Source organism: Pseudomonas sp. RIT-PI-q (assembly GCF_001297125.1).
GTDB lineage: Bacteria > Pseudomonadota > Gammaproteobacteria > Pseudomonadales > Pseudomonadaceae > Aquipseudomonas.
Genome location: NZ_LHPC01000056.1, coordinates 57,526 through 78,245, shown reverse-complemented (window position 1 = coordinate 78,245; position 20,720 = coordinate 57,526). Strand labels below are relative to the sequence as shown.

Annotated in this window: 18 protein-coding genes and 1 tRNA gene; 5 read left to right on the top strand and 14 right to left on the bottom strand. The window is 59.6% G+C overall.

Annotated features, from left to right (window positions below):
* Positions 1-115: 115 nt before the first annotated feature.
* On the top strand, positions 116-1,894 hold the full coding sequence (locus tag AEQ67_RS30200) for an acyl-CoA dehydrogenase C-terminal domain-containing protein (RefSeq protein WP_059407411.1): 1,779 nt from the start codon (positions 116-118) through the stop codon (positions 1,892-1,894).
* A gap of 227 nt (positions 1,895-2,121) precedes the next feature.
* On the opposite strand, the gene AEQ67_RS30195 is transcribed toward AEQ67_RS30200, so the two are convergent.
* Positions 2,122-3,051, bottom strand: a complete 930-nt coding sequence (locus AEQ67_RS30195) for a LysR family transcriptional regulator (RefSeq protein ID WP_059407410.1) — start codon at positions 3,049-3,051, stop codon at positions 2,122-2,124.
* Between the two features lie 169 nt (positions 3,052-3,220).
* Between AEQ67_RS30195 and AEQ67_RS30190 the strand changes: the two genes are divergently transcribed.
* The gene (locus tag AEQ67_RS30190) at positions 3,221-4,504 is read left to right on the top strand and encodes an aspartate aminotransferase family protein (protein WP_059407409.1); all 1,284 of its coding nucleotides are present in this window, start codon (positions 3,221-3,223) and stop codon (positions 4,502-4,504) included.
* A gap of 208 nt (positions 4,505-4,712) precedes the next feature.
* Positions 4,713-4,871, top strand: coding sequence for a YqaE/Pmp3 family membrane protein (locus tag AEQ67_RS34445; RefSeq protein ID WP_007904205.1), 159 nt, complete (start codon positions 4,713-4,715; stop codon positions 4,869-4,871).
* Positions 4,872-5,003: 132 nt separating this feature from the next.
* Here AEQ67_RS34445 and AEQ67_RS30185 read toward each other — a convergent pair whose 3' ends face one another.
* The 10 genes from AEQ67_RS30185 to AEQ67_RS30145 all read right to left on the bottom strand — a co-directional run bounded on the left by AEQ67_RS30185 (position 5,004) and on the right by AEQ67_RS30145 (position 15,955).
* Positions 5,004-6,827, bottom strand: a complete 1,824-nt coding sequence (locus AEQ67_RS30185) for a S9 family peptidase (protein WP_059407408.1) — start codon at positions 6,825-6,827, stop codon at positions 5,004-5,006.
* The gene (pqqE, locus tag AEQ67_RS30180) at positions 6,793-7,968 is read right to left on the bottom strand and encodes a pyrroloquinoline quinone biosynthesis protein PqqE (RefSeq protein WP_059407407.1); all 1,176 of its coding nucleotides are present in this window, start codon (positions 7,966-7,968) and stop codon (positions 6,793-6,795) included. Before pqqE ends, AEQ67_RS30185 begins: the two co-directional genes overlap by 35 nt.
* On the bottom strand, positions 7,940-8,215 hold the full coding sequence (gene pqqD, locus AEQ67_RS30175) for a pyrroloquinoline quinone biosynthesis peptide chaperone PqqD (protein WP_059407406.1): 276 nt from the start codon (positions 8,213-8,215) through the stop codon (positions 7,940-7,942). The genes pqqE and pqqD overlap by 29 nt, the downstream gene beginning before the upstream one ends.
* Positions 8,212-8,964, bottom strand: a complete 753-nt coding sequence (gene pqqC, locus AEQ67_RS30170) for a pyrroloquinoline-quinone synthase PqqC (protein ID WP_059407405.1) — start codon at positions 8,962-8,964, stop codon at positions 8,212-8,214. The genes pqqD and pqqC overlap by 4 nt, the downstream gene beginning before the upstream one ends.
* Before the next feature lie 130 nt (positions 8,965-9,094).
* Positions 9,095-10,006 (bottom strand): pyrroloquinoline quinone biosynthesis protein PqqB, encoded by a 912-nt coding sequence (gene pqqB / locus AEQ67_RS30165; protein WP_059407404.1) that lies wholly within the window; start codon positions 10,004-10,006, stop codon positions 9,095-9,097.
* A gap of 72 nt (positions 10,007-10,078) precedes the next feature.
* The gene (gene pqqA / locus AEQ67_RS34440; RefSeq protein WP_009045898.1) at positions 10,079-10,153 is read right to left on the bottom strand and encodes a pyrroloquinoline quinone precursor peptide PqqA; all 75 of its coding nucleotides are present in this window, start codon (positions 10,151-10,153) and stop codon (positions 10,079-10,081) included.
* A 155-nt stretch (positions 10,154-10,308) separates the two neighbouring features.
* Positions 10,309-12,732 carry a pyrroloquinoline quinone biosynthesis protein PqqF gene (gene pqqF / locus AEQ67_RS30160; protein ID WP_059407403.1) on the bottom strand — a complete coding sequence of 808 codons (2,424 nt, stop codon included), beginning with the start codon at positions 12,730-12,732 and terminating at the stop codon, positions 10,309-10,311.
* 48 nt (positions 12,733-12,780) lie between these two features.
* On the bottom strand, positions 12,781-13,575 hold the full coding sequence (locus AEQ67_RS30155) for a carbon-nitrogen hydrolase family protein (protein ID WP_059407402.1): 795 nt from the start codon (positions 13,573-13,575) through the stop codon (positions 12,781-12,783).
* Positions 13,576-13,587: 12 nt separating this feature from the next.
* Positions 13,588-15,270 (bottom strand): flavin monoamine oxidase family protein, encoded by a 1,683-nt coding sequence (locus AEQ67_RS30150; RefSeq protein WP_059407401.1) that lies wholly within the window; start codon positions 15,268-15,270, stop codon positions 13,588-13,590.
* A 223-nt stretch (positions 15,271-15,493) separates the two neighbouring features.
* Positions 15,494-15,955, bottom strand: a complete 462-nt coding sequence (locus tag AEQ67_RS30145) for an Lrp/AsnC family transcriptional regulator (protein WP_046045363.1) — start codon at positions 15,953-15,955, stop codon at positions 15,494-15,496.
* 174 nt (positions 15,956-16,129) lie between these two features.
* Between AEQ67_RS30145 and AEQ67_RS30140 the strand changes: the two genes are divergently transcribed.
* The gene (locus AEQ67_RS30140; RefSeq protein WP_059407400.1) at positions 16,130-18,484 is read left to right on the top strand and encodes a glucose/quinate/shikimate family membrane-bound PQQ-dependent dehydrogenase; all 2,355 of its coding nucleotides are present in this window, start codon (positions 16,130-16,132) and stop codon (positions 18,482-18,484) included.
* Between the two features lie 141 nt (positions 18,485-18,625).
* Positions 18,626-19,306, top strand: coding sequence for a peptidase M41 (locus tag AEQ67_RS30135; RefSeq protein WP_059407494.1), 681 nt, complete (start codon positions 18,626-18,628; stop codon positions 19,304-19,306).
* 15 nt (positions 19,307-19,321) lie between these two features.
* Here AEQ67_RS30135 and AEQ67_RS30130 read toward each other — a convergent pair whose 3' ends face one another.
* The 3 genes from AEQ67_RS30130 to AEQ67_RS30120 all read right to left on the bottom strand — a co-directional run bounded on the left by AEQ67_RS30130 (position 19,322) and on the right by AEQ67_RS30120 (position 20,707).
* Positions 19,322-19,750, bottom strand: coding sequence for a hypothetical protein (locus AEQ67_RS30130; protein WP_059407399.1), 429 nt, complete (start codon positions 19,748-19,750; stop codon positions 19,322-19,324).
* Positions 19,740-20,342, bottom strand: a complete 603-nt coding sequence (locus AEQ67_RS30125; protein WP_059407398.1) for a nucleotidyltransferase domain-containing protein — start codon at positions 20,340-20,342, stop codon at positions 19,740-19,742. The genes AEQ67_RS30130 and AEQ67_RS30125 overlap by 11 nt, the downstream gene beginning before the upstream one ends.
* Before the next feature lie 288 nt (positions 20,343-20,630).
* A tRNA-Ile gene (locus AEQ67_RS30120) sits at positions 20,631-20,707 on the bottom strand.
* Positions 20,708-20,720 lie beyond the last annotated feature (13 nt).

The window sequence follows — 20,720 nt, the reverse complement described above, 5'->3', positions numbered from 1 at the left end:
AATTACAAAACGGTCACTGGCTGACCCTATGTGTCGCAAAAGTTGTTGAGTTACACTCGGACCCAACGACTACACACTCCTATGAATCACCTGTTTAGATCTTGCGAGGTTTGCCATGGCTGACTACAAAGCGCCCCTGCGCGATATGCGCTTCGTCCTCAATGAAGTTTTCGAGGTCGCCAAACTCTGGGCCGAACTGCCTGCACTGGCCGAGACCGTTGATGCGGAAACCGTCGAAGCCATTCTCGAAGAGGCCGGCAAGGTCACCAGCAAAAGCATCGCGCCCCTGAGCCGCGCGGCTGACGAAGAAGGTTGCCATTGGGCGGACGGTGCCGTCACCACGCCGGCAGGTTTCCCACAGGCTTATCAGACTTACGCTGAAGGCGGTTGGGTCGGTGTTGGTGGCGATCCGACTTACGGCGGCATGGGCATGCCCAAGGCCGTTTCGGCGCAGGTCGAAGAAATGGTCAACTCCGCCAGCCTGTCGTTCGGTCTGTACCCGATGTTGACTGCCGGCGCTTGCCTGTCGATCAATGCCCACGCCAGCGAAGAGCTGAAAGCCGCCTACCTGCCGAACATGTACGCCGGTGTCTGGGCCGGTTCCATGTGCCTGACCGAGCCGCACGCCGGCACTGACCTGGGGATCATTCGCACCAAAGCCGAACCTCAAGCGGACGGTTCCTACAAGGTCAGCGGCACCAAGATCTTCATCACTGGCGGCGAACACGACCTGACCGAGAACATCATCCATCTGGTATTGGCCAAACTGCCTGACGCGCCAGCGGGGCCGAAAGGCATCTCGCTGTTCCTGGTGCCGAAGTTCATGGTCAATGCCGATGGCAGCCTGGGCGCGCGTAACCCTTTGAGCTGCGGTTCGATCGAACACAAGATGGGCATCCAGGCGTCCGCGACCTGCGTGATGAACTTTGACGAAGCCGTGGGTTACCTGGTTGGCGAGCCGAACAAAGGCTTGGCCGCAATGTTCACCATGATGAACTACGAGCGCCTGGGCGTTGGTATTCAAGGCCTGGCGACCGGCGAGCGCTCCTACCAGAACGCTGTCGAATACGCCCGCGACCGTCTGCAAAGCCGCTCGCCGACTGGCGCGCAGAATAAGGACAAGGTTGCCGACCCGATCATCGTCCACCCGGACGTGCGTCGCATGCTGCTGACCATGAAAGCCTCGAACGAAGGCGGTCGTGCCTTCTCGACTTACGTGGCCATGCAACTGGACACCGCCAAGTTCAGCGAAGACGCGACTACCCGCAAGCGTGCGGAAGACCTGGTGGCTTTGCTGACACCGGTGGCCAAGGCGTTCCTGACTGACCTCGGTCTGGAAACCACGGTTCACGGCCAGCAGGTGTTCGGCGGCCACGGTTACATCCGTGAATGGGGCCAGGAACAATTGGTGCGCGACGTGCGCATCACCCAGATCTACGAAGGCACCAACGGCATTCAGGCGCTGGACCTTGTAGGACGCAAGATCGTCGGCACCGGCGGGGCGTTCTATAACCTGTTCGCTGACGAGATTCGTCACTTCACCGCGACCGCCAGCGCCGATCTGGTCGAGTTCACCAAACCGCTGAACGATGCCGTGACCACCCTCGACGAGCTGACCGCATGGTTGCTCGACCGGGCGAAAAACAACCCGAATGAAATCGGCGCTGCGTCGGTCGAGTACCTGCAGGTCTTCGGTTACGTCGCTTACGCCTACATGTGGGCACTGATGGCCAAGGCGGCCTTCGGTAAAGAAGCGCAGGACGATTTCTACGCGAGCAAGCTGGGCACTGCGCGGTTCTATTTCGCACGCCTGCTACCGCGAATTCATTCGTTGAGCGCGTCGGTGAAGGCCGGTAGCGAGTCGTTGTTCCTGCTGGATGCAGCGCAGTTCTGACCGTGTAACGCCATGTAAGCATTCTCTTACATAACGTGCTGCTGTTCTCCCATAGATGCAGATTGGATCCACAGCTAATCTAATTCACATGGACGTCGCGCAGGAAGCGCAAAGCAACAACACGGACACGTAGGATTCTGCCAGGACGGCGGAGTGAAATGGATGTCAGGGAAACAGTCTGCAAAGCCCCGCTTCGGCGGGGTTTTCTTTTGCTCGCAAAAAAGTATTCAGCTCAGCCCATCGAGGGTTGTCGCGCTGTTCAAGCGTTCATCCGGTCGATTCATTACTTCCTCCAGCAATGTCCGCAATAAGCCCAGCGAGGCTTGTTGACGTTGCACATCGCGACACACCAGCCCGACTTTCAGCGGCACTCGCGGCTCGGTCAGCGGTTTCCACAGCAATTCCTTATTGCCGTGTGCCTGTTGCGATCGCCCCGGCAACACCGTGGCCAGTCGCGTATGCGGCAGGCTATCGAGAATGCCCGCCATGTTGTTCAGTTCGGCCTGCACCTGCGGGCGTCGACCGAGGCTGGTCAGTTGTGCCTGCCAGATCTGCCGCACCTGAAACTCTTCACCCAACAGCAACATCGGTAGCTCGGCGGCCTGACTCATGGAGACTTTCTTGAATTCGCGCAGTGGATGGTCCGCCGGGATGACCAGGGTCAGTTCATCTTCGTACAGCATCACGCCGTGCAATCCCGGCTGACGAGGCGGCAGGTAACTGATGCCGATATCCAGGGAGCCATTGAGCAAGCGCCGCTCGATTTCCAGCCCGGTCAGTTCATAGATCTGCACCACCAGATGCGGCTGCGCCTTGCGCACCCGTTCCAGCATCTGCGGCACCAGGCTGCTGTGGACAGTCTGCAATACACCAATTGCCAGCGTCCGCAGGGCTTGTCCCTTGAAGTTGCCCAATGCTTCGCGCGCCCGCTGCAAGCCATCGAGCAAAGGCAGGGCGTGGTTGTACAACGTGTGGGCCGCCAGGGTCGGCAGCAGACGCTTGCTGCTGCGTTCGAACAGGCTCACATCGAGGTTCTGTTCGAGGTGGCGAATCTGTTGCGACAACGCCGGTTGAGAGATTGAAAGCCGCTCGGCGGCCCGGCCTACATGGCCCTCTTCATAGACCGCGACGAAATAACGCAGTTGCTTGAAATCCATAAGGTGTACTTATCGAAAATGCTGTGAAATCGAAATGGCTCAACGCCTCGGCTGAGCCTAGTCTAACCGCATTCACAAGGCTTACAGGGCCATAGAGCGCGATGAATACCGTTTACTTCGATGGTGTTTACATAGGTAAGGCAAAAAACCTCACGCGAGGTTTTTTCAGATGAATTTGTTCAACTTGCGTCGCAGTCCACCGAGCCTCGATGACCTGGCCGTGGGTATCGCCCTTCCATCCCAAGGCGACAACCTGTCCAGCGAGTGCCTGATGCCCAGTGTCGAGCGGCCGAAACAGATTTTCGTGCGCGGCCAGGCCTCATGGTTGTGGGACAGCGATGACCGCGCTTATCTGGATTTTTCCCAAGGTGGCGGGGCGAACAGCCTCGGACACAGCCCTTCGGTATTGGTCAACGCCATAGCGATGCAGGCTCAGTCGCTGATCAACCCCGGTTTCGGCCTGCATAACCGCGGCATGCTCAACCTTGCCGAGCGACTCTGTACCAGCACCGGCAGCGATCAGGCGTACCTGCTCAACAGCGGCAGCGAAGCCTGTGAAGCGGCGATCAAACTGGCGCGCAAATGGGGCCAGCGGTATCGCGGCGGCGCTTCACGAATCATCGTGGCCAGTCAGGGCTGTCATGGTCGTAGTCTGGGGACGATTTCGGCGTCGGACAGTTCGAACCTGGTCAACCGATTCGAGCCGCAGCTGCCCGGCTTCAGTCACGTACCTTTCAACGACCTCACGGCGTTGCATGCGGCCGTGGACGCACGGACCGTGGCGATCATGCTCGAGCCGATCCAAAGCGAGGCTGGAGTGATTCCGGCCACCGAGCATTACCTCAAAGGTGTCGAGCGCCTGTGCCGTGAGCTCGGCATCCTGCTGATCTTCGATGAAGTGCAAACCGGTGTTGGTCGTTGCGGCACCTTACTCGCTGAAGAGTCCTACGGCGTGCGGGCAGATATCGTTGTTCTAGGCAAAGGGCTGGGCGGTGGCGTGCCATTGGCGGCGTTGCTGGCGCGGGGCAAGGCCTGCTGTTTCGAGGTCGGCGAAATGGCCGGTACTCATCATGGCAATGCGCTGATGACTGCTGCCGGACTGGCCGTGCTCGACAGCGTGCGAGACAAGGGTTTTCTCGAACACGTCAGGGCAACCGGTCAACACCTGCACGACGGCCTGGAGCGTTTGTCCCATCGCTACGGCCACGGCGAATTGCGCGGGCAAGGGCTGCTCTGGGGACTGACCCTGTCGGACGATTCGGCGGACGCTGTGGTCAAATCAGCGTTGTACGAAGGCTTGCTGCTCAACGCCCCGCAACCCGACTGCCTGCGCTTTACCCCGGCCCTCACCGTCAGCAAAGCCAACATCGACGAAATGCTCTTGCGCCTGGCCCGTGCCTTCTCCCGCGTACGCACCGCGCAACTGCAGTGCCGCAAAGGGATTGCCGTCTGATCAGACCCGTCCTACACGAATTTCCGAACCGTCTCGCGGTATAACGCATCGCCCCACGCCTGATTCTTTTGGCGTGGGGCGTTTTTTTGTCTGCGCAATCACGCTGATCCTGGTATTCGGCCGAGACTCACACTGAACCCTGACGAACGGTACAGGTCGATTAGTTGTATGGCTCACGCGAGCCAACTTCAAATCAGGAGCTGATCCCATGGACTTTATTCGCATCATCATCGCCATTCTGTTGCCGCCACTGGGTGTGTTTCTGCAAGTCGGTTTCGCCGGGGCGTTCTGGCTGAATATTCTGCTGACGTTGTGCGGTTATATTCCGGGGATCGTGCATGCGGTTTATATCATCGCCAAACGCTGAGTTTTTTGGCGTCAGGTAGATCGCTTTCGCGGGCAAGCCTCGCTCCTACGGGGTTTATGCCGTACCTCAAATCGTGTTAACGACATAAAACCTGTAGGAGCGAGGCTTGCCCGCGAGGGATGCGCCGCGGTTTCAACCTGTTTGATCCACCACCCGCCGATAAAACAACCACTCCTGCTCTAGCGCGTGCGCCTGATTGCCGGCCTTTCGAAAGCCGTGACGCTCGTCCGCGTAGTAATGCGTTTCGACCAGAATCCCGTTGTCTTGCAGCGCCGTGACCATGTCGCGGGTTTGTTGCGGCACCACCACCGCATCCAGTTCACCCTGAAAGAAAATCACCGGAACACTGATGTTGCTCGCATGCAGCAACGGCGTTCGTGCGGCATAACGTTCGGCATCCTGCACCGGGTCGCCAATTAGCCAATCCAGGTAATCGCCTTCGAACTTGTGGGTTGCACGGCCCAGCGCGATGGGGTCGCTGACGCCATAAAGGCTCGCGCCAGCGCGGAAGACGTTGTGAAACGCCAGCGCGCAAAGTGTGGTGTAACCACCCGCACTGCCACCGCGGATAAATGCTTTGTCGCCGTCGATCAAGCCGCGCTCGGCGAGATAGGTCACGACCGCGCAAGCGTCTTCCACATCGACGTCACCCCAGCTCAAATGCAGCGCCTGGCGATACGCCCGGCCATAGCCACTGCTGCCACGGTAGTTGAGGTCGGCTACGGCAAACCCGCGTTGCGCCCAATACTGGATGCGCGGATCGAGCATCGGGTAGCACGCCGATGTCGGGCCGCCATGGATGAACACCACCAGTGGCGGTTTCGCGTCACCGGTCATCGCCGGATAAAAGAAACCGTGAGCCTCGCCCGAACCGCTTGGGTAGCGCAGGGTTTGCGCAACGCTGATCTTTTCGGCAGGCAACGGTGCGATACCGCCGGCCAATACCTTGACCTGCCGGGTATTGCGGTCGATGGCGATCACTGCCGAAGGGCTGACAGGCGAGGCAACGATGCAGTAAATGAACTGCTGATCCAGGGCGAGATGGCGGAACCGGCTGTAATCCCCGGTGAAGTCCTCGCTGAGGCCACCGCAAAGACCCAATCGGCCAAAACCGCCTTCGGTCCAGCTGGCCAGGTACGTGTCTTCGCTGAGCGGTAACCAGGTGCTGCCGCCCAACTGCCACGGCGCCGGTCCATGGTCGGCGGCGGCACTGGGCAGAGGGCTCAACCCGTCCGCCGACTCCACCCACGGCTGCCAGAAGCCGCCGCGATCCGTCAGACAATACAGACGGCCGCTGTCATCGAATCGAGGTTGTTGCAGCGACTCTTCAACATCATTGCCCGCCACGCAACGCGGCAGAGCAAATCGGCTCTCGCTCTGACGTTCGGCAACCATCAAGCGAGTCGCTGTCCATGGCTGGTCCGGGCGGCTCCATTCGATCCAGGCCAGGCGACGGGCATCCGGGCTCAGCGTCGGCGCGGCGTAAAAGTCCGCGCCCTCGGCCAGCAAATGACGCGCACCGTCAGCCAGATCAATCGCCACCAGACGATGCCGATTACGGTTTTCCTCTACCGCCAGAACCTGCCCGTTGGCGAACTGCAGATCACCGTAACGGCATTCACTTGAAGTCAGCACCTCAGGCGCGCCCGTGAGTGACTGTCGGTACAGCTGCTGATCGGCCTCGTTGACGAAAACAATCCCGTCATCGGTCAGGCAAAACGCGCCACCGCCATATTCGTACACTCGACTGCGCACGCTGAAGCCCGGCGGCGTCAGGCAAACTCCCGGGCCGTCGCGCCAATGCCAGATTCGACACGCCGCATCTTCGGGTCGGTACTCGTTCCAGAACAAGCCATGCCGGCCGACCTGCAACTCGGCAAAGTCGATGCCGGCTGCAACGGCCTTGGCAGCGCTGAAGGGTTCAGCTTTTAGCGATGAGTCGTGAATTTCGTTCATTGCGAAAGGCCAGTTGTTCGATGGTCTGGGTCGCGTGCTCGGCTTCTTCGCGGGCCTTGAGGATCACGCCGTGATGTTCCGACTTGCTGCACACCGGGTCGGCATTGCTCGCGTCGCCCGTGAGCATGAACGCCTGGCAACGGCAGCCGCCGAAGTCTTTTTCCTTCTCGTCGCACGAGCGGCACGGCTCGGGCATCCAGTCGTAGCCGCGAAAGCGGTTGAAGCCGAACGAGTCGTACCAGATGTGTTGCATGCTGTGGTCGCGCACGTTGGGAAATTGCACCGGCATCTGTCGGGCGCCGTGACACGGCAGTGCGGTGCCGTCCGGGGTGACCGTCAGAAAAATACTGCCCCAGCCATTCATGCAGGCTTTCGGGCGTTCTTCATAGTAGTCCGGCGTGACGAAAATCAGCTTGCACGGATGCCCTTCGGCTTCGAGCTTGGCGCGGTATTCGTTGGTGATGCGTTCGGCGCGAACCAGCTGTTCTTTGGTCGGTAACAAACCGACCCGATTGAGCTGCGCCCAACCGTAAAACTGGCAGGTGGCAAGTTCGACAAAGTCCGCCTCAAGGGCGATGCACAGCTCGATGATCCGGTCGATCTTGTCGATGTTGTGCCGGTGGGTGACGAAGTTCAGCACCATCGGATAGCCGTGGGCTTTCACCGCGCGGGCCATCTCCAGTTTCTGCGCGAAGGCTTTTTTCGAGCCGGCCAGCAAGTTGTTCACTTGCTCGTCGCTGGCCTGGAAACTGATCTGGATATGGTCCAGGCCGGCCTTCTTGAAGTCGCTGATTTTCTGCTCGGTGAGGCCGATGCCGGAGGTGATCAGGTTGGTGTAGAAACCCAGCTTGCGTGCCTCGGCGATCAGCTCTGCAAGGTCCTGACGCACCAGCGGTTCACCGCCGGAAAAGCCCAGTTGCGCCGCGCCCATCTCCCGCGCTTCGCGGAACACCTTGATCCACTGCTCGGTGCTCAGCTCTTTGCCTTGCTCGGCGAAGTCCAGCGGATTGGAGCAGTACGGGCATTGCAGCGGGCAGCGATACGTCAGCTCGGCCAGCAGCCACAAGGGCAGGCCGATTTCCGGTTTGGGCGGTAACTTGCCTGACACGGAATCAGGCAAGTTCGATCCAGTGCTGAGCACGGGCGACCTCCATGAATTGCTCGATGTCATCACCGAGCTCGGGCACGCCGGGGAACTGCGCGTCCAGTTCGGCAATGATCGCCGCGACATCGCGTTCACCATCAATCAGGCCGCCGATCATCGCGGCACTTTCATTGAGTTTAATCATGCCTTCGGGGTACAGCAGCACATGGCCTTTCTGCGCCGGTTCGTACTGGAAGCGGTAGCCGGTACGCCAGGTCGGGGTCTTGCTGCGATCAAAACTCATAAGGTGATTCCTTTGTGCCAGACCCGTTGCTCGGTCACGCTGTGGTACGGCGGGCGATTCAGTTCATAGGCCATGCTCATGGCATCGAGCATGCTCCAAAGAATGTCCAGTTTGAACTGGAGAATTTCCAGCATGCGCTCCTGGCCTTCCCGCGTCGTGTAGTGCTGCAAAGTAATCGCCAAGCCATGCTCGACATCCCGTCGTGCCTGGCCCAGACGCGTACGGAAATATTCGTAACCGGTCGGGTCGATCCACGGGTAATGCTGCGGCCAGCTGTCGAGGCGCGACTGGTGAATCTGTGGTGCGAACAGCTCGGTCAGCGAGCTGCTGGCGGCTTCCTGCCAACTGGCGCGACGGGCGAAGTTGACGTAGGCGTCCACGGCGAAACGTACGCCGGGCAGCACCAATTCCTGCGAGCGCAGCTGATCCGGGTCGAGACCGACGGCCTGGCCCAAGCGCAGCCAGGCTTCGATGCCGCCGTCTTCACCGGGGGCGCCGTCATGGTCGAGCAAGCGCTGAATCCACTCGCGGCGGATCTCGCGGTCCGGGCAATTGGCGAGGATCGCGGCGTCTTTCAGGGGGATGTTCACCTGATAGTAGAACCGGTTGGCGACCCAGCCCTGGATCTGTTCGCGGGTCGCCCGGCCTTCGTACATCGCCACGTGATACGGGTGATAGATGTGGTAGTAGGCGCCCTTGGCGCGCAGGGCGGCCTCGAATTCGGTGGGGGACATTGCGGTGTCAGTCATTGCGGTTCTCCGGGGAATAACCGGTGGATTCTTTGGTGTCTGGTCGGACGCCTTCGCGGGCAAGCCTCGCTCCTACAGGGGAATGCGTTCCAAATGTAGGAGCGAGGCTTGCCCGCGAAGAGGCCATCCGCTACAGCACAATACTCATGCCGTCATACGCCACTTCAACCTTACGCCGCGCCAACTCCGCACGCTCGGGCGAATCCTCATCGAGTATCGGGTTGGTGTTGTTGATGTGGATAAGCACTTTGCGCTGCTTGGGCAGTTGTTCCAGCACTTCCAGCATGCCGCCGGGGCCGTTCTGCGCCAGGTGGCCCATTTCCCGGCCAGTGCGGGTGCCGACGCCACGGCGTTGCATTTCGTCGTCATCCCACATCGTGCCGTCTACCAACAGGCAATCGCTGCCGGCCATGATCTCCAGCAACGGTGCATCGACCTTGCCCAGGCCCGGCGCGTAGAACAGTTTGCCGCCAGTGTTCAGGTCTTCGACGATCAGGCCGATGTTGTCGCCCGGGTGCGGATCGAAACGGTGTGGCGAGTAGGGCGGCGCCGCGCTGCGCAGTGGCAACGGAGTAAAGCGCAGGCTCGGGCAGGCCGGGATGGTGAAGCTGCGGTCGAGCTCGATGCGGTTCCAGTTCAGCCCACCGTTCCAGTGGGTCAGCATGGTAAACAACGGAAAACCGGTGCTCAGGTCTTCGTGGACCATGTCGGTGCACCAGACATGATGCGGGCAACCTTCGCGCAGGCTGAGCAGGCCAGTGGTGTGGTCGATCTGGCTGTCCATCAGGATGATCGCGCTGATGCCGGTATCGCGCAGGGCACGGCCTGGTTGCATCGGGGTAAAGCTCTGGAGCTGGGCGCGGATGTCCGGCGAGGCGTTGCACAGGATCCAGTTCACACCGTCATCGGAAATCGCGATGGACGACTGTGTCCGCGCCTTGGCCCGCAGGCTGCCATTGCGAAAACCTGCGCAGTTCACGCAGTTGCAGTTCCACTGGGGGAAACCGCCGCCGGCGGCGGAACCTAGAATCTGGACAAACATGGCAGCTCCATCATTTCAACGCTGAAAATAAAAACGCCTCGGCGAGCCGAGGCGTTGCACTTCAATACAAACTTAGCGGCTTGCGAAGTACATGGTGACTTCAAAGCCGATACGCAGGTCGGTGTAAGCAGGTTTGGACCAGGACATGGGAGCGTTCCTTCAGGTGATGGGACAGGTGAGATCTATACATATAGTCCACCTCCAGCCGGAGATGTTCAGATAGTTAGGTGGCTATGTTACTCAAAATTACAGAGCGATTGGCCTGCAATCTCGGAAAAAGCTAATTGCGCCACCGGTAATGATCATTTTGCCGCTTGCCAAGGCGCGCTCGGGCAAGGCCCGCTGGCCAGGCAGCGCCAGCCGCCTTCGGCGTTGTTCAGTCGCTGAGCGGCGGCATGCAGGGCGGGGCGGTCGATGGCCAGAATCGCCAAGGGCAGTTGCGTCAGATAATCCGACGAGTGGCCGGCCAGTTTGCCCTGCCAGAGCAGTTCGGCGGCCTGCCCGTTGGGCAGCGCCGCGCTATCAAATTGATCGGCCAGTGCTTGGCGCTGGGCGATGAAGGTTGCTTCATCGATGCTGTCGATCAGGCCGGGCAATCCCTTCAGGAAATGTTCGATGTGTTGCAGCAGGTCCAGCGATACGACGCTCGGTGATTGCACGCCGAACAGCAGCCCGGTCTGCCCATGAATCTGCCGCAGGGCGCTGAACACGGCATAACCGAGTTGCAGTTCCACCCGCAGGCGCTGGTAAAACGGCGTCTGGCAGAGGTGAGCGAGCAAACGCCAGGCTGCTTCATCGGCGATGGCCTGGGTGGCGGTCGGGCAGAAGAGCAGCAGCGCGTGTTCGCTGGAACCAGTGTCGACGCTGCTCCATAGATGCTGTGAGCCGATCGATAGCGGTGGCGTCAGGTGATTGTCCGCAGCGCCGGGCACACGACTCAAGGCCAGGCCTATCGCCGCTTGTGTCTGGGCCGATAGGCCTGTCGCCAGTCCATCCCAGCGTGCACTCGACCAGAGTTGCCGCCAGTCGTCGGAGTCAGTGGCGTGCGCCAGGCAGCGATCGGGAAGCACCTTGAGCAGCTGTCGAATCGGCATCAGCGCAGGTGTTTTTTGTGAGGAACTGGCGACGGGTTTTGTCAGCTCTTTCAGCGTATGTTCGAGGATTGTGGGCATTGGTTGCTGTAGCCCGGTCATTTTCAGCAGCCATTCATTGCCCGAAGCACTGAAGGAAAAGTCGACACCCGCCTGACGCGCGTCTTCGCGCAACGACAGCAGGTGATTTTCCAGGCTTGCCTGGAGGTTGCTGCCAGGCGCCGATTCCAGACGCCAGCGCAGATAAACGGCGCCTTCCGCGGTGTTATCCGGCAACGCCTGACTGAATTGCATCGGTGAACGTTCGCGACGGGTGCGCGACCGATCCTGAGCAAAAGTCCGCAGGCCACGGTGGGCGCTGGTCTGGCCACGAATCAGGCCGGCATTTGCGGTCGGAGCTTCGGCGCGCAAAAACGGATTGGGTGTCGGCAGTTGCCATGGGCCACTGAAGTTATCCACAGCGCCGATTTGTTTAAGGATTTCCTTGAGGGCGGCAATGCCTTGTTCGGATAAACCTGTTTCACGTTGTTCGCTGTCCAGTCGGGCCAGTTGCAAGGCAGCGCTGACTTGCTGCTGGCGCTGGAGCAGGGCGGCGTACTCGTCGCGCAATTCGGCCCAGTCTTGCTGGGCGGCAAAGAAGCCGAGCCAATCGAGAAGATGTTCGCCAATACCTGTGAGCACTACATTGGCGGGCACTGTGAATTCGATGTGTAACAAGGCTTGCCCGGCGAACTGATACAGCGGCGCGGCTTTCAGGTTGTCGACAAGCCCTTGCGCTCGCAATTGCGCCAGCAACCCGCCAGGTTTCGCGGCACTCAGCCAATGGCACAGGAACGCCAGCGCTTCGGGCGACGAGTCGGGCAGTGCTTCGAAGGCGAATAGCACATCCAGTCGACGTTCACCGGCCTGTTGATAACTGTTGTGCGAAGAATCCATCAGGGCTGTAGGTGCTAGTTGCGGGGTTTTTTCTCCTACAGGCATCACCGCGCCAAAACTCAGGGCCATGGCCTTCAAGTCATCGAGACTTTGCGGCCCGGCTAGGCTCAATGTCATCTGCCCGGTCTGATAAAACCGCTGATAGAAATCCTGCAACGCGTGCTGAAACTCGGGGTGTGGCACCGGCAGGCTGTAGCGGTTGCCGGCATGAAACGCCCGCAACGGATGCGCCGCCGAGAGCCCGTCGAACAGCGCGAATTGCTGTTGGGCGGCCGCATCACGGGACCAGGCGACAAATTCTGCATGCAGCACTTCCCGTTCCCGCCGCTGATCGTCCGGATTCATACGCGGATGAGCGAGCATGTCTGACAGACGCTCCAGCCCACCACTGAATGCCTGAGGCGGCAGTTCGAAAAAGAAGTCCGTGGTGCGTTCACTGGTCCGCGCATTCACCTGCCCGCCATGCCCCTGGACGTAGGCCATCAGCCCTTGTCCCGCAGGAAAGCGCTCCGTCCCGAGAAACAGCAGATGCTCAAGAAAATGTGCGAGTCCGGGCCAGGCCAGCGGCACGTCATGGCTGCCGGCGGAAACCCGCAACGCCGCCGCGCAGCGCTTCAAATCAGGAGCATGACGCAGCGTCACCCGCAGGCCGTTGGCCAGGGTTTCAGTGTGGGGGCGAGGGTGATTCAGCGCAGGCATGAGCACTTCCAGGACAGAGAAGCGCTAATGCTAGCGGATAACGGTGGATCAGCGCTTGTTCAGCTCGCCGTAAAGCTCGGGACGGCGATCGACCAAGTAGCGATTGGCAGCACGGGAGTCGACCATCAACTGACGATCCAGCTCGCCGACAATCAGCGCTTCATCAAGACCGGCCTGGGCGATTCGGCTGCCATCCGGCGCGGCGATGCTGCTCTGGCCGCAATACTGGATCTCGCCTTCGTGCCCGCAATAGTTGGCGTAGGCCACATAGCACTGGTTTTCGAAGGCCCGGGCGCGGACGGTGACGTCGGCGACGAAATCGAAGGGAATCATGTTCGCCGTCGGCACCAGGATCAGCTCGGCGCCGGCCAGGGCCAGACGCCGCGCGTTTTCCGGGAACTCCAGGTCGTAGCAGATCAGGAAGCCGAGCTTCCAGCCGTTGAGTTCAACCACCGGGAGCTCATCGGACCCGGCGCTGAACATCGAGTGATCGAGGTCGCCGAACAGATGAGTCTTGCGGTAGTTGCACAGGCGCTCGCCATTGGCGTCGATCAGCTGCACGGCGTTGTAGATATGCCCGTCCTCGGTGCGCTCGGGGTAGCCATAGAGAATGGCGATCCCCGCCATCTTGGCAATGCGCGCGATCTGTTGCGCCGACTCACCGTTGTGCACCTCCGCCAGCACACTGACGGCGTCGGTGCCGATGTTGTAGCCGGTCAGGAACATCTCCGGCAGCACCAGCAAATCGGCGCCTTTGGCTTCCAGCGCCAGTTGATGCAGGCGTTGCAAGTTGCCTGCGACATCCAGGGGCAGCGGTGGACATTGGTAAAGGGCTACGCGCATTTCGGATTCCTCTTACTCGGGCAAGGCGATCGGACCGATCTCGTTGAACACATCACCTGGACCCGGGTTCTCGGCGTGAGTTTCACCGCCGAAGTGTTTCATGATGCCCCACACCGCATTGAGCGAGGTCTGCACTGCGCCTTCGACCCACGCTGGCGTCCACGAAACATCGTCGCCAGCGATGAAAATCCCGCGCTGCTCGGCCGGCATACCGTCCTGCATGAAGTGCGCGTACATGCGCTGGTTGTAGCGGTAATGGCCGGGCAGGGCGCCTTTGAATGCGCCGAGGAAATGCGGATCGGCTTCCCACGATACGGTGATCGGGTCGCCAATGATTCGCGCGGCAATGTCGACTTTCGGGTAGATCTTCTTCAACGCATCCAGCGCCAGTTTCACGCGTTTTTCCACCGGGTGCGGGAGCATTTTCAGCGCGTCGCTCATCCACGAGTACGACAGGCAAATCACGCCGGGCTTGTCGTCGCCGTTGTCGAACAGATAAGTGCCACGGGTCAGGCGATCGGTGAGGGTCATGCTCATCAGGTCGCGACCGGTTTCCGGATCCTTGTCCTTCCAGAATGGCCGGTCGACCATCACGAAGGTTTTCGACGATTGCATGTAGCGGGTGCGGTCGAGGGCCATCCACATTTTTTGCGAGAACAGGGTTTCGTCGCATTCGATCTGGGTGGTCAGCAGCCAGCTCTGGCAAGTGGTCAGCACGGCTGCATATTCGCGGGTGTCGCCGTAGTTGTCGGTGACGGTAAAACGGCCGTTCGCGGCGTGGGCGATTTTCTTCACGCCGGAACGGGGCGCGCCCCGGTGCAACGAACTGAGGCTGGTGCCTTCGGGCCAGTGCACGCAACGTTCCGGCACATGACGCCAGATGCCCAGCGGCACTTGTTCGACGCCGCCGACCACCAAGTGCTGGTGGTCGTCGCAGTTGGTCATCACCACGCGGAAGATTTCCAGCATCGAGTTCGGGAAGTCCGAGTCCCAGCCGCCGGTGCCGAAGCCGACCTGGCCGAACACTTCGCGATGATGGAACGACAACTTGGCGAAGGCTTTGGAGGTGGCGACGAAGTCGTAGAAGGTGCGGTCGTCCCACAGCGGAACCAGGGTGTTCCACAGCTCTTTCAGGCGTGGCACGTCGCGGTCGCGGATGGCTTGCTGGATATCGGAAAACTGCGAACCCGCTTCCAGTGCATCCGCCCAGGCGTCAGCCACTTCCTGGAACAGTGCAGGAAGGTCCGCCAGTTTTTGTGCGTAATGGGTTTTGCCTTCCAGATCGATCACCGTGCTGCCCGATGCAGGGGTCAGCGGGTTCGGGAAGGGCTTGGTCTCAAGGCCGAGTTTGTCTACATAGTGATAGAACGCGGTGGAGGACACCGGGAAGCGCATGCCGCCCAGTTCCGCAATGATGCCTTCGGCACCGTTGAACGCCTGGGAGCGCAGACGACCGCCCATTTTCGAGGCTTCGTAAACGACCGGTTTGAGGCCCAGTTTCATCAATTCGTAAGCGGCCACTAAACCGGCGATGCCCGCACCGACAATCGCTACCTCGGCACCGTGGTTGTGCTCAGGAATGCTGCCCAGGCCGGCCGGGTGTTCGATCCAGTCGTCGAAGGCGAAAGGAAAGTCCGGACCGAAAATGGTGACTGGTTTTTTACCGTCTGCAGGATGGCGATTGTTCTTGTTCATGGCTGACCTTGCTGGCGACCCGACGCGGAATGCGCATCTGAGTATAGGAAAAGATGCCAGCCATTCTAGAGAGCGTAGAACACGTTAATAAGACGCAATGTGTCGTCGTTTTGCCAGTTAGTTGATCAAAATGACGATCGAATGCTACACACCGTCAATGTAGGAGCGAGGCTTGCCCGCGAAGAGGCCCGTCCAGACCCCAGAGAATCTCAAGGTTTAAAACTCAAACCGGCTGCCCCCGATCAATCTTGCTACTCAAGATGATCGACGTCGTCGTCTTCTCCACCCCGTCCACACTGCCAATCTGATCCAGCAACTGATCCAGCTGCTCTGGCGAGTCAGTGCGCAACCACGCCACATAATCAAATTCGCCACTCACCGCACACAGCTGCTGCACCTGAGCCATCGCGCTGAGCCGCCGCAGCACTTCCTTGCCAGACCTCGGTTGTACCGTAATCCCGACGTACGCCTGCAATCCACCGTCCACCACACGTTGACCTAAACGCACCCCATAACCGGTGATCACCTTGCTCTTTTCCAACCGCGCCAGGCGCGATGTAACGGTGGTCCGGGCAATGCCCAACTGCCGAGCAAGCATGGCCACGCTCTCGCGGGCATTGATCTGCAGGGCCGCGATCAGTTGGCGGTCGATTTCGTCAAGAACGGGCGGGCGAGTGTCAGGCAAGGGGCGTCTCCAGCGGCGCAGATCAATGGCCAGCATGTTACAGGCACATCCCGCGCAGCGGATGTTTGATCTGGTTTCGCTACCGTTCATGCCATTTCTGTCTGCGACAATTTGCCATAAGTAACTAAGTGGTACATTATTTCGCGCTTGTCACAAATGGGGAAAATTACCGACATGAATACTTCTGGGGCTGCCGGCGGCGGCAAATGGTTGCTGGTGGGGCTGGGTGTCCTGATCGCATTGATCGGACTCGGTCTGGCCGGAGGCGGTGGCTATCTGGTTTCGCTCGGCGGCAGCTGGTACTTCCTGCTGATGGGCCTGGCGATGCTGATTTCCGGGCTGATGATCGCCCGTTGTAAACCACAAGGCGCCTGGCTGTATGGCGTGGCGCTGATCCTGACCGCGATCTGGGCGGTGTGGGACAGCGGTTTCGAATACTGGCCGCTGGTTTCGCGCGTACTGACCTTTGCCGTGATCGGCCTGGTTGTCGCACTGATCTATCCAACGCTGGCGCGAGCATCGGGCGCGACTGCGAGCCGAGGTGCTTATGGCTTGGCTGGCATTCTGGGCGTCGGTGTTGTCGCAACGATGGCTTACATGTTCGTGCCCACTCACGTGGTCAAGGCCAGCAGTGAACCTGCGGTGACACCGGTCGTGCCGGGCACCGAACAGAAAGACTGGGCCCATTGGGGCAACACCACTGCTGGCAATCGATTTGCCGCGCTGGATCAGATCAACAAGGGCAACATCGACAAATTGCAGGTGGCCTGGACCTTCCGCACCGGCGACATCCCGCAAAGCACCGGCGCCGGTGCTGAAGACCAGAACACGCCGCTGCAAATCGGCGACACGGTCTACACCTGCACCGCGTACGGCAAAGTCTTCGCCCTCGACGCTGACACCGGCGCCCAGCGCTGGAAGTTCGATCCGCAAGGCACAGCGCCGAACTGGCAGCGCTGCCGTGGCCTGGGTTACTCCGAAACACCGACGACTTCGGACAACTCGCCATCCGCCTGTACGAAACGTCTGTTTCTGCCGACCGGTGATGCCCGTCTGATCGCGATCAACGCCGAAACTGGAAAGCCATGCGAGGAATTCGGTAACAAAGGCACCGTCGATCTGACAACCGACATGGGCGAAGTGAAGCCTGGTTACTACCAGCAAACCTCGACCCCATTGGTCGCCGGTGACGTGGTGATCGTCGGTGGCCGCGTGGCCGACAACTATTCGACTGGCGAACCGCCTGGCGTCGTCCGTGCTTACGATGTGCGCAGCGGTGAACTGGTCTGGGCGTGGGATCCGGGCAACCCGAACACCACTAAACGTCCGCCGGCGGGTGAGACCTATACCCGTGGTACGCCGAACGTTTGGTCGGCCATGTCCTACGACGCCAAACTCGGTCTGGTGTACCTGCCGACCGGCAACGCCACCCCGGACTTTTTCGGCGGCCAGCGCACCGAATTCGATGACAAGTGGAACTCGTCCATCGTCGCCATCGACGTAAAGACCGGTCAGGTGCGCTGGCACTTCCAGACCACTCACCACGACCTGTGGGACTTCGACCTGCCAGCGCAACCGCTGCTGTACGACGTTCCTGACGACAAGGGCGGCATGCAGCCAGCCTTGGCCCAAGTCACCAAACAAGGCGAGATCTTCCTGCTCAACCGCGAAACCGGCGTGCCGATCGCCCGCGTCGAAGAGCGCCCGGTGCCTCAAGGTAATGTGCCCGGCGAACGCTACTCGCCGACCCAGCCGTTCTCGGTGGACATGCCGTCAATCGGCAACAAGACCCTCACCGAATCGGACATGTGGGGCGCCACGCCGTTCGACCAGTTGATGTGCCGCATCCAGTTCAAAGGCATGCGCCACGAAGGCGTCTACACCCCGCCGGGCATGGACCGCGCCCTGCAATTTCCGGGCTCCTTGGGCGGTATGAACTGGGGTAGCGTCTCGGTGGACCCGAACACGAATTACATGTTCGTCAACGACATGCGCCTGGGCCTCGCCAACTACATGATCCCGCGCGACAAAATCGCCGCCGGGGCCAGCGGCATCGAAATGGGCGTCGTACCCCAGGAAGGCACACCGTTCGGCGCCATGCGCGAACGCTTCCTCTCGGCGGCTGGCATTCCGTGCCAGAAACCGCCGTTCGGTACGATGTCCGCCATCGATCTCAAGACCCATAAACTGATGTGGCAAGTCCCGGTCGGCACCGTACAGGACACCGGCCCGCTGGGCATCCGCATGCACTTGCCGATCCCGATCGGCATGCCGACGCTGGGTGCCTCTCTGGCTACACAATCGGGCTTGTTGTTCTTCGCCGGCACTCAGGATTTCTACCTGCGCGCTTTCGATACCGGCAACGGCAATGAGATCTGGAAGGCTCGTTTGCCGGTGGGGAGTCAGTCGGGTCCGATGACTTACGTTTCGCCGAAAACCGGCAAGCAGTACATCCTGCTGACGGTGGGCGGTGCGCGTCAGTCGACGGACCGTGGGGACTACGTGATTGCGTACGCCTTGCCCAAGTAAAGGCTGAATCCCAGGTACGAAAAAGCCACGCAATTGCGTGGCTTTTTTGGCTGAGCGCTACGTCATCAACGGGATCACGCGATGGACATTAAATGGTCACTCGTAGTCGAATACGAAATCGAAGGATGCGAGGCGATGAGCATGACCAAGAAGCTGCCTCCCGCTATACGGGACCATGCAGTGCAGATTGCCCATCATGAAATGGGCCACTACGTCATCGCGCGAGCCTTGGGGTTTGCAACGGGCGGCGTGACCCTGACAGTGACCATGGACTTGAGGCATCACGGGGGCGCTTCCATCATCTTGGCGCGACCCATTTCGTCGATGGACGCGATGAAGGAGCATTTGGAGGCCCGAATGATGGTCCTCTTTGCTGGCGCTATGGCGCAGACGTTATCTTCAAAAGAACCCACCAAAAAACGTGTCGATAAGTCCAAAGCGACAGCCATCCTGAATGGAGAGCTGGGTGCAGAACAGGACTATGCAAAAATAAGAGAGTTACGGCACTTGCTGCGCAATATCGCCTACCCCGATACAGATCCAGCATCGTCTGAGCGCATTGCAGCTGAGCTAAAAGAGATTACTGATCGCGTGTGGCTGCGAACTCAGACAATCGTGGAGGCATTGGCCGATACGATTACCGAATTGGCAGGAACGCTGGTAGACGGCATGGTCATCGTGGAGCAGTGGGGTAGGGCGGCGGATACGTATGAGGTTGTGTTGACGGGTGAAATGCTTGAGCGGTTGCGGTTGGTGCAGGGTATTCCAGCGTTTAGCGTTGGACTGAACAGCTGCAATGATGCCGGTCAGCACAGAGAATAACGAAGGGCCAAAGAATTATTTGCTTGCCACCATAGCGTCTTGCACCAGTGGCAGCAGTGCATCGGTTGCCGCTAACAGTTCACCCAGAAGGGTTTCGTCCACATCCATATAGCCTTCGTACTCAGCCAGATTTCGGCGCTCGTGACAGAGGGCGAATAGGCGAACTTGAGTCTTGTCCAAACCGAGAGTGTGGATCAGGCATTGAAACACCAGATAGCGACGATCGGAGCGATAACCCTGCAAGCGCATGGCTGTCAATGCCAGGGCATGGGCGGTGTTGTAGGCCAGGTCGAAACGGCTGGCAAAGGACAGGGCCGTGTTATGAGCATCCTTCAGGCGGTCTGTTGCCGATCTCAGCAGCCCCTCACATTCTTTACGATCTGGCGGTTCAGCCTTGAGGGTGCCGCTGCGCACGAGGTTTTCCAGGTTATCGTTACTGCCCATTGGATGTCGCTTCAGGATTACGGCCAATCAAGTCGATTTTTTCCTGCTGCTCAACCCGCACTACAAAGCTGTTGCCGGCTGCTTTCTTGGCTTGCCAGTCGGCCAAGGTGTAGAGCGTCGGGTTGATGGTGCGGCCAAGCTGCTCCTCTACGGGGAGCACTCGCTCCATTACGTCGCTGTAGCTGAGTTTTTCGCCAATCAACATGAGATCAATGTCACTGCCGGCATGCTCGCTGCCTTTAGCAACAGAGCCGTAGATAAACGCCCACACCAATTGGTCAGTCAGAGGCGTCAGAGCTGCGCGCAGTTGCTCTGCAATCCCAAAGGTCTTACGCACAATACCCAGCAACTCGGCATAGATCGGACACTCGGGGTTGGCTTGATAGTGCGTCTGATTGCCTCGTCGAGTCATGCTGAGAATGCCTGCGTTATGCAGACGCTCCAGCTCACGCATCAGGCTGCCCTTGCCGACCTGTGCCCAGCGGGATATTTCATTGGCATAGAAGCTCTGATCCGGTTTGCCAAACAACATGCCCAGCACTTTTTGCTGGGTTGCGGTAAAGAGAGCATCGCTGAGCGGGATAGCAGGCATGGTTGGATCTATAAGTCCCAAAAAGGGAACGATAGGTCCCTTTTTGGGAATTTTCAACCTTGCTGTGATTAGGTGCTGTTCGATTGGTTTGCTCCCTTCGCCGAAGGGTCAGCGATGTTCAGAGAGTATCCCGTCGAAGAAAAGCCCAACAAGGCATCAAAGTGCCCAAACGCAAGTTTCGGAGTTTGCCTACAAGGTCCTCAGACGTCATCCGATATTTCGTCACCTTCAGCAACCAGAGTTAAACGTCAGATACACGAAAGCCGCGCAATGCGCGGCTTTCTTGTTTGGTGGGCCCACACGGACTTGAACCGTGGACCAAAGGATTATGAGTCCTCTGCTCTAACCAACTGAGCTATAGGCCCTCAGTAGGCCGCG